Annotated in this window: 12 protein-coding genes; 5 read left to right on the top strand and 7 right to left on the bottom strand. The window is 60.2% G+C overall.

Going from position 1 to position 14,237, the window contains the following annotated elements; translation table 11 throughout:
• Positions 1–8: 8 nt before the first annotated feature.
• Positions 9–593, bottom strand: coding sequence for a TetR/AcrR family transcriptional regulator (locus HMPREF2927_RS02760; protein WP_070685299.1), 585 nt, complete (start codon positions 591–593; stop codon positions 9–11).
• Between the two features lie 574 nt (positions 594–1,167).
• Here HMPREF2927_RS02760 and HMPREF2927_RS02755 point away from each other — a divergent pair.
• The 5 genes from HMPREF2927_RS02755 (at position 1,168) to HMPREF2927_RS02735 (ending at position 6,847) form a co-directional block, all read left to right on the top strand.
• The gene (locus HMPREF2927_RS02755) at positions 1,168–2,361 is read left to right on the top strand and encodes a pseudouridine synthase (protein ID WP_083311150.1); all 1,194 of its coding nucleotides are present in this window, start codon (positions 1,168–1,170) and stop codon (positions 2,359–2,361) included.
• 163 nt (positions 2,362–2,524) lie between these two features.
• Positions 2,525–3,793 carry a glycoside hydrolase family 76 protein gene (locus HMPREF2927_RS02750; protein ID WP_070685297.1) on the top strand — a complete coding sequence of 423 codons (1,269 nt, stop codon included), beginning with the start codon at positions 2,525–2,527 and terminating at the stop codon, positions 3,791–3,793.
• Between the two features lie 148 nt (positions 3,794–3,941).
• Positions 3,942–4,880: a Dyp-type peroxidase gene (locus HMPREF2927_RS02745; RefSeq protein WP_070685295.1), complete on the top strand. Its 939-nt coding sequence runs from the start codon at positions 3,942–3,944 to the stop codon at positions 4,878–4,880.
• A gap of 114 nt (positions 4,881–4,994) precedes the next feature.
• Positions 4,995–6,305 carry a tRNA guanosine(34) transglycosylase Tgt gene (gene tgt, locus HMPREF2927_RS02740; RefSeq protein ID WP_070685293.1) on the top strand — a complete coding sequence of 437 codons (1,311 nt, stop codon included), beginning with the start codon at positions 4,995–4,997 and terminating at the stop codon, positions 6,303–6,305.
• Positions 6,306–6,337: 32 nt separating this feature from the next.
• A complete protein-coding gene (locus tag HMPREF2927_RS02735; protein ID WP_070685291.1) occupies positions 6,338–6,847 on the top strand; it encodes an SRPBCC family protein in 510 nt (169 codons plus the stop codon).
• 149 nt (positions 6,848–6,996) lie between these two features.
• On the opposite strand, the gene HMPREF2927_RS02730 is transcribed toward HMPREF2927_RS02735, so the two are convergent.
• The 6 genes from HMPREF2927_RS02730 to HMPREF2927_RS02705 all read right to left on the bottom strand — a co-directional run bounded on the left by HMPREF2927_RS02730 (position 6,997) and on the right by HMPREF2927_RS02705 (position 14,008).
• Complete coding sequence (locus HMPREF2927_RS02730; protein ID WP_070685289.1) at positions 6,997–7,698, bottom strand: RodZ family helix-turn-helix domain-containing protein; 702 nt, start codon at positions 7,696–7,698, stop codon at positions 6,997–6,999.
• A 191-nt stretch (positions 7,699–7,889) separates the two neighbouring features.
• Positions 7,890–8,996 (bottom strand): phosphoglycerol transferase, encoded by a 1,107-nt coding sequence (locus HMPREF2927_RS02725; protein WP_070685287.1) that lies wholly within the window; start codon positions 8,994–8,996, stop codon positions 7,890–7,892.
• A gap of 85 nt (positions 8,997–9,081) precedes the next feature.
• Positions 9,082–9,633, bottom strand: a complete 552-nt coding sequence (locus HMPREF2927_RS02720) for an acyl-CoA thioesterase (protein ID WP_083311148.1) — start codon at positions 9,631–9,633, stop codon at positions 9,082–9,084.
• Between the two features lie 345 nt (positions 9,634–9,978).
• Complete coding sequence (locus tag HMPREF2927_RS02715) at positions 9,979–11,484, bottom strand: amino acid permease (protein ID WP_070685285.1); 1,506 nt, start codon at positions 11,482–11,484, stop codon at positions 9,979–9,981.
• A 233-nt stretch (positions 11,485–11,717) separates the two neighbouring features.
• A complete protein-coding gene (locus HMPREF2927_RS02710; RefSeq protein ID WP_070685283.1) occupies positions 11,718–13,172 on the bottom strand; it encodes an amino acid permease in 1,455 nt (484 codons plus the stop codon).
• A gap of 107 nt (positions 13,173–13,279) precedes the next feature.
• The gene (locus HMPREF2927_RS02705; protein WP_070685281.1) at positions 13,280–14,008 is read right to left on the bottom strand and encodes a queuosine precursor transporter; all 729 of its coding nucleotides are present in this window, start codon (positions 14,006–14,008) and stop codon (positions 13,280–13,282) included.
• Positions 14,009–14,237 lie beyond the last annotated feature (229 nt).

The raw sequence follows: 14,237 nt of genomic DNA, 5'->3' as shown, positions 1-14,237 counted from the left end.
TGAGGCGGCTAGTAGCCGCCGGTGAGGGTGTCCACGGCACCCAGGCACAGGTCGATAGCTTCTTCGAGCCCGAGCCCGCGGGAGCGAACGGTGCGCTGATCGCGGGGGTTGAGCTGCACGACGTGCATGGCGAAGTAGTCGACGAGCTGCAACCAGCCTCCGAGGATGACGCGGGTGCGGTCATTAATCGGCATGCCGGTGCGTTCAAGCATCCATTCGAGGTAGTCGGTAGGGTTGTTCGGGAAGTCCTCCCCACCGGGGGTGGGAACGCCGGCTACAACGAGGAAGTACGTGCGTAGCGCATTGCGCAACGCCTCTTCGGGGTTTTCGTGATGCTCGCCCAGGGCCTCAAGGACTGCGTTGGCTTCGCGTCGGGTGACAGCGGCCGCCAGGGAGCCCTTGCCGGGGAAATAGTGGTAGAGCAGGGCGCGGGTAATGCCTGCATCGCGGGCGATAGCGCTCATGGAGGCACCGAGCACGCCGCGGCGAGCGAAATGTTCTGCAGCGATTTTCAGAATTTGCTCCTCGCGTTCGTGCGGCTCCATACGCAGGGCACCGGTGCGAGGCTCCGCATTCTTTTGTGAATGTTCCATAACCTCTCCTATCGCATTTTCCGGTGCTTTGGAATTGTCCGATTGCACCGCTGTATTTGGGAGTGTTCCTTTAACCTCTGCATCCTTGCGCTGTTTCTGCCCCATTTCGACCCATTCGTTCGAAATATCGAACTTCTGTGTCTTAATCGTACCGCTTTAAGGCTACTTTCAGCCTTTATTAAGGCGTTTATGACGTAGGGTGCCCAGGTTAGCATGTCTTTAATTGCTTTACATCTTTTATACTTAGAAAAACCAAAGGGGCTAAATTGAGGGTTATTGATTTATGATTTGACAGCATTTTCGAAAATACCGCACTTAAACGCTGTTTTTTGTAAAATTAATGTAGTTTTTTTAAATTAAATGTCCAATAATTTCAAAAATTTGTGAAGTTTTCGTTTTCTGTTCCACATATTCGCACAAACATTCATGAGTGTCAGACAAAACTGTCTTCCGCAACCCCACACCCAAGCCCACGGCAATATTTCTAGCCGCCCCATCCGGCAGGCGGTCCGGCTCAGCTTACCTCGATTCTAACCCCGCTCAGGCGATAGGGTTCAGGCGGTAGAGTAGAGCCATGCCCGCACAGAACACCGTACACCCACAACCCAGCTCACAGTCCAGCTCTCAGCCCAAAACACAGCAGGGAATACAGTCTGCTGCCTACCAGGCAAAACCTGCACGCCGCACGCATCGCCGTCTGCTGACCCCTCCGCTGGCTCAGAAGAACGGTATCGACCCGATTCAGCTGATTCTGCCGCTCGTGGAGGAACTCCCCGCCGAGCTCACCCCGAGCAACACTGCACCGAACAATACCGCCCCGAACAATACGGCTCCGGCAACCATTGCGGATTACCTGATTGCGCGCTTCTACCCGAACAACCCGCAGATTATTCACACCCGCTTCAACACCGGTGAGGTGCGCCTGGACGACGGCACGATTCTGACCGGCGATAGCCCCTATATGCCGGGCGAGCGCATCTGGTACTTCCGTGAGCTTGCCGATGAGCCGCAGCTACCCTCCGACATGCCGGTGCTCTACGAGGATGAGCACGTGCTGGCGATTGATAAGCCGCATTTTCTGCCGACCACCCCGCGCGGTTCCTATATTGCGCAGACCGCGCTGACCAAGCTGCGGGTGCGTGAGCAAAACCCCCTACTGATTCCGATTCACCGCCTGGATCGCCCGACCGCGGGCGTGCTGCTTTTTGCCAAGACCGTTGAGGCGCGCCGCCCCTTCCAGATGATGTTTCAGCACCGTCAGGTGTCGAAGACTTACCGTGCCGTGGCGCCGGTTCCTGCCGATGCTGCCGCCGCCGAGCAGGCGTTGAGTGCGGAGGGTCTGCAGGTGCGTTCGCATATTCAGAAGATTCGCGATCAGTTGCAGGTTCAGCAGCTTTCTGAGCAAGAGTGCGCGGCGCAGGGTGTGGAGCCGAATACGCTGACGACCGTGAAGATTCTGCGGACTTTGACCCCGAGTGCGCAAGCGGTTGAGGGGTGGCGTGCCGAGCCTATGCTGAACGAAAAACGAGAATGGGCGCTCTATGATTTGGCGCCTCACACCGGTAAGACGCACCAGCTGCGGGCGCATCTGAACCTTTTGGGCTCCCCCATTCTGGGCGATGTGCTCTACCCGCAGGTGCTGCCCGACGCGCCAGACCGCCCGGAGTACCCGCTGCAGCTGCTGGCGTACAGCCTGCACTTTGAGCACCCCATCACCGGCGAACCGGTGGATCTATACAGCGGGCGTTCGCTGGCTGCCGCCTCCTAACCGGTTTTTGAGTGGTGCTCACTCCGTTCCCTGCGGTGCATCTTCTCGGCGGGCTCTCGAAAAGGGGTCACACCCGAGAGCCCGCCCACAGCATCCGGGCGCTCAGAGGGCAAAAAGTGGGATAATTTCAGACGTAATACTTCACCGCAACTACAGAGGGTCCATGAATTCCCAGCCGTCTTCCCACAACGAGCAGTCTCTGGAGTCGATGAGCGAGTATGCCCAGCGCACCTCCTCGCACGCCGCTGCCGCAGCCGACAGCGTCACCGACACCTTCGTGCACCGCATCCTCGGTATTCCCGGCGCCCTCATCGGTTCGGTGCAGGTTCCCGACCCGCGCCCGCTGAGCCAGCGCCTGAACGCGTGGCACTACTGGTGGCAGGCACACCTGCTGGACTGCGTGATTGATGCCGGTCAGCGTCACCTGCGCGAGGGCGATATTACTGCCGCCCAGGAGCAGTTGCACCGCGCCCGCGCGCTGTTGCACGGCATTAACGTGCGTAATTACGGCCGCTTCGCGAACGACTACTTCGACGATATGGCGTGGCTGACCCTCGCGGTGGGCCGCATGAATTCCTTCTGCATTGAACTGACCGGCGCTAATGATATTGCCGCCCAGGATGCTGGCGCCGCCCTCTTCGAGCAGCTGGCGAAGGGCTTCTCCCCGGTGGGTGGCATGAGTTGGCGCAAGTCCAAGCGTGATTTTGTGAATGCTGCGGCAACCGCCCCGACCGCTCTGGCGTATGCGCGTGCGGGCGACCCGAAGACTGCTGCAGCGCTCATGGATTGGATGAACGAAACCCTCTGGGATGCAGAACGTTCGCTCTATATTGACGGCGTGAACGTGCGCGGCGACGAGTACGAGTACGAGTACGAGCGCAGCGAATTCACCTACAACCAGGGAACCGCCCTGGGCGCCCTGCTGAGCCTCGCAGCTTCCGGTGTGCCCTGCGAGGTGGATCCCGCAGAACGCGCCGAGCGCCTCATCGTCGGCATCGTCAAGCACATGACCGAAGAGGTGGAGTTCCTCTCCGGTGCGCGCCGCCGCATCCTCATCTCTCACGGCGACGGCGACGGTGGTCTGTTCACCGGCATTCTCGTGCGTTACCTGGGCATGGCGGCATCCTCGCCGCTGCTCAGTGATGAGGCGCGAGCGCTCGCCTCGACCCTGGTGTACTCGACCGCACGCGCCCTGTGGGAGGGCCGCCGCGAGTTCGACCCCAACCTGCCGATGAACGAGTACGGCATTGACCCGAATGAGATTCGCGGTAAGGCGCTCGTGCAGTTCTCCCCGCGGTTCACCGAGCCGATGAGCAAGGTTGTGAAACCCGGCGCGCCGGTGGAGCTGTCCGCTCAGGTGCAGGCGTGGACTATTTTTGAGACGGCGGCGCGTCTGGCGCATGCGCGGTACCTCGCCTCCCACAGTTTCTAAAGCGCGGCTTCTAAAAGCTACTGCGCTTTACCCCAGCCCTAATCTTCTTCCAGCGGTGCGTTCTCGCATCGGCGCATTCTCCCAGTAGCGCAGAAGGTTAGGGCTGGGTTCATTGCGGGGGCGTGCACACGGGCGTACGGTGAATTTTATGCTTGCTTCAGAATCACAACAGGTCACTGCCAGCCCGAACGCTAACACCATTTTCATGGTGTGGAAGTTCAAGGAAGGCATCAGCCAGGATGCGCTCATTGAGGGGTTCCAGAACCTCTGCGGGCTCGTCATTAACCTCAACCACACCGCCGCAAACCGCTACTCGCCCGAGAACGCCAGCATTGTGCTGGGTATCAGCCACAGCGCGTGGCTGACCCTGGATCTGCCCAAGCCGCTGCCGCAGGAGCTCGTGGAGTTCGAGGAGATTAGGGGCCCTAAGCATACCGCGGTGTCCACTCCCGGTGATTTGCACTTCCACATCCGCGCGACCCAGCCGTCCGTCGCCTACGATATGGCGTCCGCTATTACCGCGGCACTGCGCGATATTGCCGAGGTACTGGATGAGGTGCACGGCTTCCGCTACTGGGACGGCCGCTCCATCATCGGTTTTGTGGACGGCACCGAGAACCCGCAGACCCCCGCGGCACGCGAATACTTCGGCATCATCGGTGACAGCGACCCCATGTACAGGGGCGGCAGCTATCAGTTCGTGCAGAAGTACATCCACGACATGACCGCGTGGAACGCCCTGCCTGTCTCCGAGCAGGAGAAGGTCATTGGCCGTTCCAAGCACGACGACATCGAGATGAGCGAGGATGAGAAACCCGCCAACTCACACTCCGCTATCGCTAATATCGGTGACGACTTCAAGGTTATTCGCGACAACATGCCCTTCGGCACCGTGGGTAACAACGAGCTGGGCACCTACTTCATCTGCTACGCCAGCACCTTCTCGACCGTTCAGAAGATGCTGAAGAACATGTTCCTGGGAGTGGACGGCGCCAACTACGACCGCCTGCTGGATTTCAGCACCGCGGTGACCGGCACCCTCTTCTTCGTGCCGACCGTGGATATGCTCGGCGACTTCGCAGGCTAAGATCAGCTACCCTCAGCTAAATTCTCGTGAACCCCGCCTCCGGCAAGAGAGGCGGGGTTTTCCGGTAGGCTAGGGTGTAGACATTCAGACGGAAAGCAAACAATCGAGAGAAGAATGAGCGTTCTAGATAACTCTTTCCCCACCGAGGACTTTGGCTTCACCATCACCAGCCGCCTGGCGGACACCGCCTCCCCCAGCACTGAACGTGTAGAAGCTAACGGCGGACAGTTCCGCGGACGCGCCGGTATCATCACCACCCCGCACGGACAGATCCAGACCCCCGCCTTCACCCCCGTGGGCACCAAGGCAACCGTCAAGGCGGTCCTACCCGAATCCATGAAGGAGCTCGGCGCTCAGGCTCTGCTCTCCAACGCCTACCACCTGTACCTGCAGCCCGGCCCCGAAATCCTCGACGCGGCAGGCGGCCTGGGTGCCTTCATGAACTGGGACGGCCCCACCTTCACCGACTCCGGCGGCTTCCAGGTCATGAGCCTGGGCTCCGGCTTCAAGAAGGTAATCGATATGGGTACCGTCGCGGACGCTAAAGGTGCCGACGGTCGCCCCCTCGGTGACGACGACGTGGCAAAGGGCAAGGAACGCCTCGCCCACATTGATGACGACGGCGTGAACTTCAAGTCGCATATTGACGGCTCGATTCACCGCTTCACCCCCGAGGTGTCCATGCGGGTTCAGCACCAGATCGGTGCCGACGTCATGTTCGCCTTCGACGAGCTGACCACCCTCTACAACTCCCGCGGCTACCAGGAGGAGGCGCTTGAACGCACCCGCCTGTGGGCGCTGCGCTGCATTGCTGAGCACCAGCGCCTGACCGCAGAGCGCGTGGGCAAGCCCTATCAGGCGCTGTTCGGCGTCATTCAGGGTGCACAGTACGAGGACCTGCGCCGCAAGGCATGCCAGGACCTCGGCTCTATGCCCTTTGACGGCTTCGGCATCGGTGGTGCACTCGAGAAGGAAAACCTTGGCACCATCGTGCGCTGGTGCGCCGAAGAGCTGCCCGAATCCAAGCCCCGCCACCTGCTCGGCATCTCCGAACCCGACGACATCTTCGTCGGCATCGAGAACGGTGTAGACACCTTCGACTGCGTCTCTCCCACCCGCGTGGCACGCAACGCCGCCGTCTACTCCCCCACCGGCCGCTACAACATCACCAACGCGCGCTTCAAGGCGGACTTCTCGCCCATCTACGAGGGCTGCGATTGCTACACCTGCACCCACTACACCCGCGCCTACCTGCGTCACCTCTTCAAGGCGGACGAGCGTCTGGCGGCAACCCTCGCCTCCATCCACAATGAGCGCTTCATCGTGCGCATGGTGGACGACGCCCGCGAAGCCATCAAGGACGGCACCTACTTCGAGTACCGTGACGAGTTCCTCGGCAACTACTACTCCGGCAAGAAGCCCTAAACCCGCTCTTCAACCCGTTTAAGGAGAACCCTATGAGCATCACTCATGTTCCCGATGAGGAGCTTCTCGTCTTCGACCACGAGATCGCAGCCCCGGTCGAGGATGTCTTTGGCGCCTACCTGGACCCCGAACTGCTGGTCCGCTGGTACGGCCCCGCCGGCTGGCACGTGCGCCCCACCGACGTTGTCGTAGAGCCCGTCGTCGGCGGCATTCAGCGCCTGTCCATGATCAACGAGGTTGACCCCTCGGTATCCTGCATTCTGCAGAGCCGCTTTTTGAGCATTGAACCGTTCAAGGAGCTCGAATACGCCGAGCAGCTGCCCGACCACCTGGGCAACCCCGGTAGCGTGCTGGTGTACCAGCGTCACCGTTTCTTCCCCGAAACCGTGATTACCGCCGACGGCGTGGGTTCCGGTACCCGCATCGTCATTGAGATTGGTCCCATGCCCGCCTCGGTCCACGAGGAGGTGCGCACCACCTGGCGTTCGACCTTCGCCCGCCTGGATGACGTGCTCGCCGCCCGTGCCCGCGGAGAGTTCTAAAACCCGCCGCGCCAGCTGCTTGAGATAGCTTCGAGACACGAAAGCGCCGCGTTGACGAATCATTCGTCAACGCGGCGCTTGTGTTTAATACCCGTGCCTTGCGGGGGTGTTTCCTTCTGGGGTGTGCCCTGCCGGGTGTGAGTCGTAAACTAGTTGGTCAGCTTCACGGTAATGACGGTGCTGCCACCATCCAGGGACACGCACTCGGGGGTAGCACGATCCACGCCGTCGCCCGGCTTCCAGTAGCAACGCGCCGACATGACGGTACGCTCACCATTCGCCTTATCGGTCACCTCGGCAGGGTTCTGCACCACAAACTGGCGGATCAACTCACGCGCAAACAGGCAATCCACCGCACCCGAGGTCACCTGAACCGTAGCGTTGTGCTTCAGGTAGCCGGTAGCGTCCATGCTGCCGCAGCTACCGCCCGCAGACTGAACATCCGAGCTGGACAAGCTTGCGGTGCTCGACGCGCTTGCCGAAGCACTCGACTTCGCCGAAGCAGAAGAGCTCGCAGCCGCGCTCGCCTGCCCAGTCGCCGCGGGGCTTGCGGTGGTGATGGTTCCGGGGCTCACGGTAGCCGCCGCGGTGGGGGTGTGCACGGTACCGGCAGTCGGGGTGCTTTCAGTGACCGTTGCGGTGCGGGTGGGGCTGGCGGTTGCCTTCGCGCTCGTAGCGCTGGGGCTAGGGGTTGCGGTGGCGCTCGGGGAAGCGGTGGTAGCGCCTCCGGAGCATGCCGACAGCGCCAGCAGGAGCGTAGCACCGAGCGCTACGGGGCTGTAGCGCTGAGCGGTGCGGAGCGTAGTAGAACGAGCCTGGGTAGAAGTCTGGTGCTTCTGTGCCGGATGCATGGTGACCTTTCTGCGTCATCGGTTCGGGTTCCTAACCAGTATTCTAAAGACGCTACCTGTGAGCCAGCTATACGGATATGACATCTCAAGAACTCGCGAGGCAGCCCCAAGAGCACGAAAGGAGGGGCTCCCCGGCATTGCGGGGAGCCCCTCCTTAGCTCTTCACAACTCATTGACTCTGGCGCGGGTGTTTAGCCTTCGTGCCTGCCACGCACCAGAATAGTGTGGCCGTTTCCGTCATGGCAGCTTATCGAGCTATTCTCAATCTCGCCGAAACAGGTCAGCTGATTACCATCAGCAGCGGGCACAGTCACCACATCCCAGGTGTGCATCATCTTCGTGTTTGCGGTGGTGGTTTCCGCGTGCAGAGCCGAGGAGTCATTCGCGGTATTCACCTCGCTAGCGCCGGTCAGGAAGTTCATGCGAGTCACCTCCACCGGACCTGCAAAAGTACGACCGACCGCACCGTCACCGGTCTGCTCACCGGTGCGGCGCTCGCACACCAGGGTTCCATCCGCGGGGTTCAGCTCGCAGAGGGTGCGCTCGTCATCGCTCTTGAAACGGTAGTAGCCGGCACCGGAATCGTAGTAGGAGGGCTCCATGAGGAAGGGAATCGGGGGAGCATCCGGGTTTTCCAGACGAGCCACAAAGGCGACATCCTCACCGATAGTGCACTCGGGGGCGCCGCGATCCTCACGACGGTTCTCAGCCATCGCGTACTGCGGGTTCCAGTAGCAGGTGGCGTCCTGAACCTTCGCAACCTGGTGCTCGGTCAGATTGTCGTCGGCACGCGGGGTGGTGATGTACTCGGTCAGCACGTCCAGGGCGTGGGCGCAGTCCACGGTACCGCGCAGCACCATGATTTCCGCGCCGGTCTTCAGGTAGCCCTTGCGTCCGATGTGTCCGCAGCGCTCGCCGGCGGAGGCGCGTTCAGCCTCCACCTTTTCGGGCACGCGGGGAGTCTCAGCGGCGGTAGGGTTCGCGGCAGAGGTTGCCTTCGCCTCAGCGGGTGCGGAGGATTCAGACGCCTTCGCCTCGGCACTCTCTGCGGGGGCTGACACTTGGGTCTCGGTGACGGTCGGTTCGGTCTTCTTCGTCGGTGACGCGGTGGAGGAAGGGAGCGGGTACTGCGAGTGGTTAGCCGTGCTGGAGGGGCTGGGGCTCGACGAAGAGTTTTCGCTCTGAGAACCTCCAAAGCAGCCGGTCAGAGCAAGGAGCAGGGCGGCAGCGCATCCGGTGGCGCGCATCGTGCGGCACCCCCAGCTGGCGAGGCCTGCCTGAGTGTGGTGAAACGACATTGTTATCTCTCCCGGGAATGAACCTTTTGCACCCTTTGCAGAAGGTATTTAAAGCATACGCTTGACCCCGTTCAAGACCGGTTTATTACAGCGGAGCACCGGTATCTACCCCTAACTTCTGCGGCAGGTAGGAGCTCAACAGCTCACGCTGCTCGGGGCTCAGACGGGTCAAACGCCCCACAGCCGAATCCCAGAACGCCAGCACGGTAAAGGCACGCACGCATTCGCGGCCGTCCACCGGGGAGAGAATCGAGTAGCCAATACGCACGGATGCGGCGCTGACCTTCTCCACGCTCAGGCGCACCGGCACGGGCTCACCAGTGTAAGGCAGCTGAGCCAGGTAGCGGATGCCGTGCTCGGCAATAAGCGCCTGCACACCCTCGGCAACCAGGTCGAAAAGCGGAATCGGAGGCTGCGGTGCCACGGTGGGCTTCTGCCCGGAGGAGGGCGGCGGGCCGAAGAGCGCCACGCGGGCTTCTTCCATGACCGAGAGGATGGCAACGTTGTTGACGTGCCCGTAGGCATCCATATCGCCCCAGCGTGCGGGTACGTGCACCAGCAGTTCATCGGTGGTACCGACCTCAGAGGCGAGGGTCTTTTCAGGGGTGTTTTCGCGGTTCTTTTCCTGGCTTTGCATGGTTTTAACTCTACTCCCCCGCCGCTGTGAGGCGGCTATTCGTACGAATCCGCAAGGTACAGCAAATGAATCAGCTGATGATGATTCGGGGGCTAGAAATATATTTGGTAGTTAAAGCGATGAGGCTCGAAAGCTACGATGCTTTCGAGCCTCATCCAACACACAGACATTTGAACGCATACAAGATCATACGGTTCACTGTCTATGATAGACCCACCCTGAGGGCCAACTGCATTTTTACGGTTTTGTTACGAGGAATTCCAGAAATTTTCCGTATTTTTCGTTTATTACTGTGTTGGAGTCTCTGCAGGCCCCAACACCGACCCTCACGGCAGCCACAGAACCTTAACGGCCCAGCTTCGCCGCAGTCTCCAGGGCATGATCAGCGTCGTACTTCATGGTGTCGTACTCGGCAGTTGCCTGCTGAGCCTCCACAAAGGTCTGCTCATCAATCACGTGAGTGTGGCGGATACGAGCAAAGTACAGCAGGCTCAACACCACAAAGTAGCCCACACCCACAATTGCCGGAACCATAGAACCACGCACCATGAAGAGCGCAACCCACACCGCGAAGAGCAGCAAAACGCCAACCGCCGCGGTGAACTGGCCACCCCACAGGCGGAAACCATTGACTGCAGGCTCAACACGCTTGTACACGATGTAGGCGAACAGAATCAGAACCCACACGGTCAGCGCGCACACCATAATCACGAAAATCATGGAGAGGAACGCTTCCTTCGGGCTGTACAGCGCCAGCAGAATAGCAATGACCATGCCGCTGGTCGACGCCCACACTGCGCGAGCCGGAACGCCAGCACGGTTCACCTGAGCCAGCTGGCGAGGCGCCATGCCGTCAGCCGCCAGGGAGTGCAGCAGACGCGCACCCGCGTACAGGTTTGCGTTCGCGCTCGACAGTGCCGCAATCAGCACCACAAAGTTCACGAAGTGCGCCACGCCCTGAATGCCGAGCTGTTCAAAGACCAGAACGAACGGGGAAGCATCCACCGCATCGCCTATGCCCGAGGCCGAACGCCACGGAATGATAGCAACAACAATTAGCACCGCCAGCACGTAGAAAGTCGCCAGGCGAATCATCATCGCCTTCGCCGAGGAACGCACCGAACGGGAGGGGTCCTTCGCCTCCGCAGCAGAGATCGAGATCATCTCAATACCGCCGAAGGAGAACATCACAACAGCCAGCGACAGCCATACCGACTGGAGACCGTTCGGCATGAAGCCGCCGTCATTGAAGAGGTTCGCGGTACCCACCGCGGCGTGGCCGGGCAGACCGAAGAAAATCAGGCACAGGCCCACCAGCAGGAAGGCAACAATCGAAATGACCTTAATTGAAGACAGGAAGAACTCCAGCATGCCGAAAGACTTCACACTGGTCAGGTTCAGCACAATCAGCGCCACACCAAACGCGGCAATACCCGCCCACAGCGGAAGCTGCGGCCACCAATAATTCAGGTAAGTCGCCACCGACACCAGCTCAACGCCAGCAATCAGAACAGTAGCCGTCCAGTATGCGATGCGAGTCAAAAAGCCCGCGAAGGGGCCCAGATAGCGGGTAGCAATAGTACCGAAACCGCCGCGGACAGGGTAGCGAACCGCCATTTCACCGGTTGCCGCGCCAATCACCGAAGCGAGCGCAGAACCAATAGCGTAGGTGAGAATGACCGCGGGACCAACCATCGCAATGGCGGTGCCCGAACCCAAGAAGAGGCCCGTACCGAGCGCGGAACCCATCACGATCATGGTCATCTGTCCGTGAGACAGAGAACGCTTCAGGGTGCGCGATCCGGCGGTCCCCGCTGCAGCGTGGCTGCGGGTATCGTCGTTGTGGGACACGAAGGTGCCTTCCGTCAGTACGCCTTAGGGGCGTGATGTGCAATGTGTGCTCGCACCCGGCGTCTGCGGCTTCTAGCCTCGTTGATGGGTACGAATAGTTAACTATTCTACGGGCACACTCACACCGCTCAGAACAGCGCCTTCTAGGGTACAAAAGCGAAAAGGCACCGAACGGGGGTGCTCCCCCCATCCGGTGCCTTTTATGTTTTAGCCTCGCGAGGCTTTCACGCTATTTAGTGCTGTGCCACGCTGGTGTTCTCGTCGGCATGCATAGCGTCCAAATCGGGGCGCTTGTAGCCGCCCTGAACCTTCGACGAGATGGCGTAGCCAATAGAAATCAGCACGAAGAAGACGATGCCGACCATGATCGATTCCTGAACACCCGAGCCGGGCAGCATGAACATTGCCGCCAGGGTCGCCAGAACACCCGCCAGGGCAAGACCAGCGGTGACGCGGCCACCCAGCACGATGAAAGAGGAGGCGTCCTTCTGGTCTTTCTTGTACGCCTGGTAGGTCAGCAGAATCATGATCCACACAATCAGGATGCACAGGGTCACCAGCGCCATGAGCAGGGCAAAGATGTCGCCAATCTTGGCAACAGCCATCACGGTTGCCACGACAACGCCGGTGAAGGAGATGAGCAGAGCCACGACCGGTACGCCGCGCGAGGAGGTGCGGGCAGCCACTGCGGGAGCCATGCGGTCAGAGCCCAGGGCGTGCAGCAGGCGGGTTGCCGCATACAGGGAGGCGTTAGCGCCAGAGAGCGCAGCAACGAGCACCACAAAGTTCATGATGTCCGCTGCGAAGGGGATACCCAGTTCAGAGAAGACGAGCACGAACGGCGACTCGGTCAGCTCCGAGTTCTGTGCGGCGGTCTGCCAGGGCACCAGGCACAGAATAATTGCCATGGACACCACGTAGAAGGTGGACAGGCGCCAAATCATTGCCTTCACGCTGGTTGCCACCGAGCGTGCCGGGTCCTTCGCCTCCGCTGCGGAGAGGGAAATCATTTCCACACCGCCGAAGGAGAACATGACAACAGCCATCGAAATCCAGATGGATGCCGGGCCGTTAGGCAGGAAGCCGCCGTCATTCACGAGGTTTGCGGTACCCACCGCAGTGTGACCGGGCAGACCCACGAACACCAGCAGTACACCAATCACCATGAACACGATGACGGCAGAAACCTTAATCGAAGAGAGCAGGAACTCCAGGGCGCCGAAGGACTTCACGCTCACCAGGTTCAGCACCAGAATAATCGCACCGAAGAGAGCAACGAACACAGCCAGGGGAACGTCCGGGAACCAGTACGCCATGTAGTGGCCAACCGCCACCAGCTCAGCACCAGCCAGCGGCACGGTGCACGCCCAATACGCCCAGCGAGTCAGGTAGCCGCTAAAGGGGTTCAGGTATCGGCTCGCAATGGTGCCGAAACCGCCCTGGACGGGGTGACGCACGGACATTTCGCCCGCGCACGCAGCAATGGTTGCCGCAATCATCGAACCAATAGCGTAAGAGAGGATTGCGCTGGGGCCCGCAATTTTAATGGCGGAGGAGGAGCCCAGGAACAGGCCCGTACCCAGCGCCAAGCCCATCGCAATCATGGTCAACTGGCCGTGGGAGAGGGAACGATTCAACGAGTCGTTCTTCTCCGACTGCTCGGGGGTGTTCCCCTGCAGTTTAGACATAACGTATCTCTTTCTTAGACATGCTGTGTATTGAATAAAGCTGAAATGGCAATGCCGCCCGGTCGTTAGGCCGGGCGGCTCTGCACATCAGCTGTCAGGAGGTTAGCTTATGCCACGTACTCGAGTTCGTGACGTTTGAACCAACCAATGATCGGGTAGCTGATCGGCATGAGGATCACCTCGACCAGGCACTTGTAGATATAGCCGATCAGTACGTAGTTGATGAATGCTTCCATGGTGGAGATGCCGAGCACCGGTGCCGCAATGGAGCAGAAGATGACGGTATCGAGCAGCTCACCGACCAGGGTGGAGACGATCATGCGCAGCCACAGGAAACGGCCCTTGCTTGCCTTCTTCATTGCCACCATGACCCAGGCGTTCAGGGTCTGACCGAAGAGGTAACCGAGCAGGGAGCCCGCAAAAATCTGCCAAACCGGGCCGAGAACCTGCGCGAACGCCTCCTGGCCGGTGTAGAAGCTCGCAGCGGGCAGGTGCACGATCAGCAGGAAGCACAGGGCAGCAAAAGCGGCTGAGGCGAAGGAGGCCACAATCGCGCGGCGGGCACGCTTGAAGCCGTACACCTCAGAAAGAAGGTCGCCAATAACGTAGGCGAGAGGGAAAAGGAAGAAACCACCGTCGGTGACGATGGTGTTACCAATGAGGGGCAGTTCGAAGGGCAGCGGACCGAACTCCACGCCCTTGGTTGCACCAATATTCGAAATGATCAGGATGACGCAGGATGCGCCCAGCAGCAGATCAAAGTAGCCGCGGCGACCAGCCCAGGGCACCGTAACGGTGCTCGTCTGAGCCTTAGATTCGCTAACGGGTTTAGCCATTACTTTCCCCAAGTCTTTCTTCATGCGATGTGTTTCTTCACGTAAGGTACGAGCCCTCACGCGTGGTGGGTGAGCACGCTATGCAGGGCGCTACTCACCGGCTCGTCTGCCACCCGAGCCTATCTAATAGTACCTATATGCCGTGCCGGCGGCAGGTTTGTGGGCTTCGTTCAAGAGTGTGGACGCTATATCCGTCCGGCTATCCGGTGCGGGTGCCTGCGGACCCTCC

The sequence above is a fragment of the Rothia sp. HMSC061E04 genome, from assembly GCF_001813685.1.
Taxonomy (GTDB): domain Bacteria; phylum Actinomycetota; class Actinomycetes; order Actinomycetales; family Micrococcaceae; genus Rothia; species Rothia mucilaginosa.
The sequence above is the reverse complement of the archived record's forward strand: the minus strand, read 5'-3'. Positions and strand labels throughout refer to the sequence as shown.

Coding starts and splice junctions, on each gene's coding strand:
- HMPREF2927_RS02760 (WP_070685299.1), bottom strand. CDS start 593: ATGGAACATTCACAAAAGAATGCGGAGCCTCGCACCGGTGCCCTGCGT.
- HMPREF2927_RS02755 (WP_083311150.1), top strand. CDS start 1,168: ATGCCCGCACAGAACACCGTACACCCACAACCCAGCTCACAGTCCAGC.
- HMPREF2927_RS02750 (WP_070685297.1), top strand. CDS start 2,525: ATGAATTCCCAGCCGTCTTCCCACAACGAGCAGTCTCTGGAGTCGATG.
- HMPREF2927_RS02745 (WP_070685295.1), top strand. CDS start 3,942: ATGCTTGCTTCAGAATCACAACAGGTCACTGCCAGCCCGAACGCTAAC.
- tgt (WP_070685293.1), top strand. CDS start 4,995: ATGAGCGTTCTAGATAACTCTTTCCCCACCGAGGACTTTGGCTTCACC.
- HMPREF2927_RS02735 (WP_070685291.1), top strand. CDS start 6,338: ATGAGCATCACTCATGTTCCCGATGAGGAGCTTCTCGTCTTCGACCAC.
- HMPREF2927_RS02730 (WP_070685289.1), bottom strand. CDS start 7,698: ATGCATCCGGCACAGAAGCACCAGACTTCTACCCAGGCTCGTTCTACT.
- HMPREF2927_RS02725 (WP_070685287.1), bottom strand. CDS start 8,996: ATGTCGTTTCACCACACTCAGGCAGGCCTCGCCAGCTGGGGGTGCCGC.
- HMPREF2927_RS02720 (WP_083311148.1), bottom strand. CDS start 9,633: ATGCAAAGCCAGGAAAAGAACCGCGAAAACACCCCTGAAAAGACCCTC.
- HMPREF2927_RS02710 (WP_070685283.1), bottom strand. CDS start 13,172: ATGTCTAAACTGCAGGGGAACACCCCCGAGCAGTCGGAGAAGAACGAC.
- HMPREF2927_RS02705 (WP_070685281.1), bottom strand. CDS start 14,008: ATGGCTAAACCCGTTAGCGAATCTAAGGCTCAGACGAGCACCGTTACG.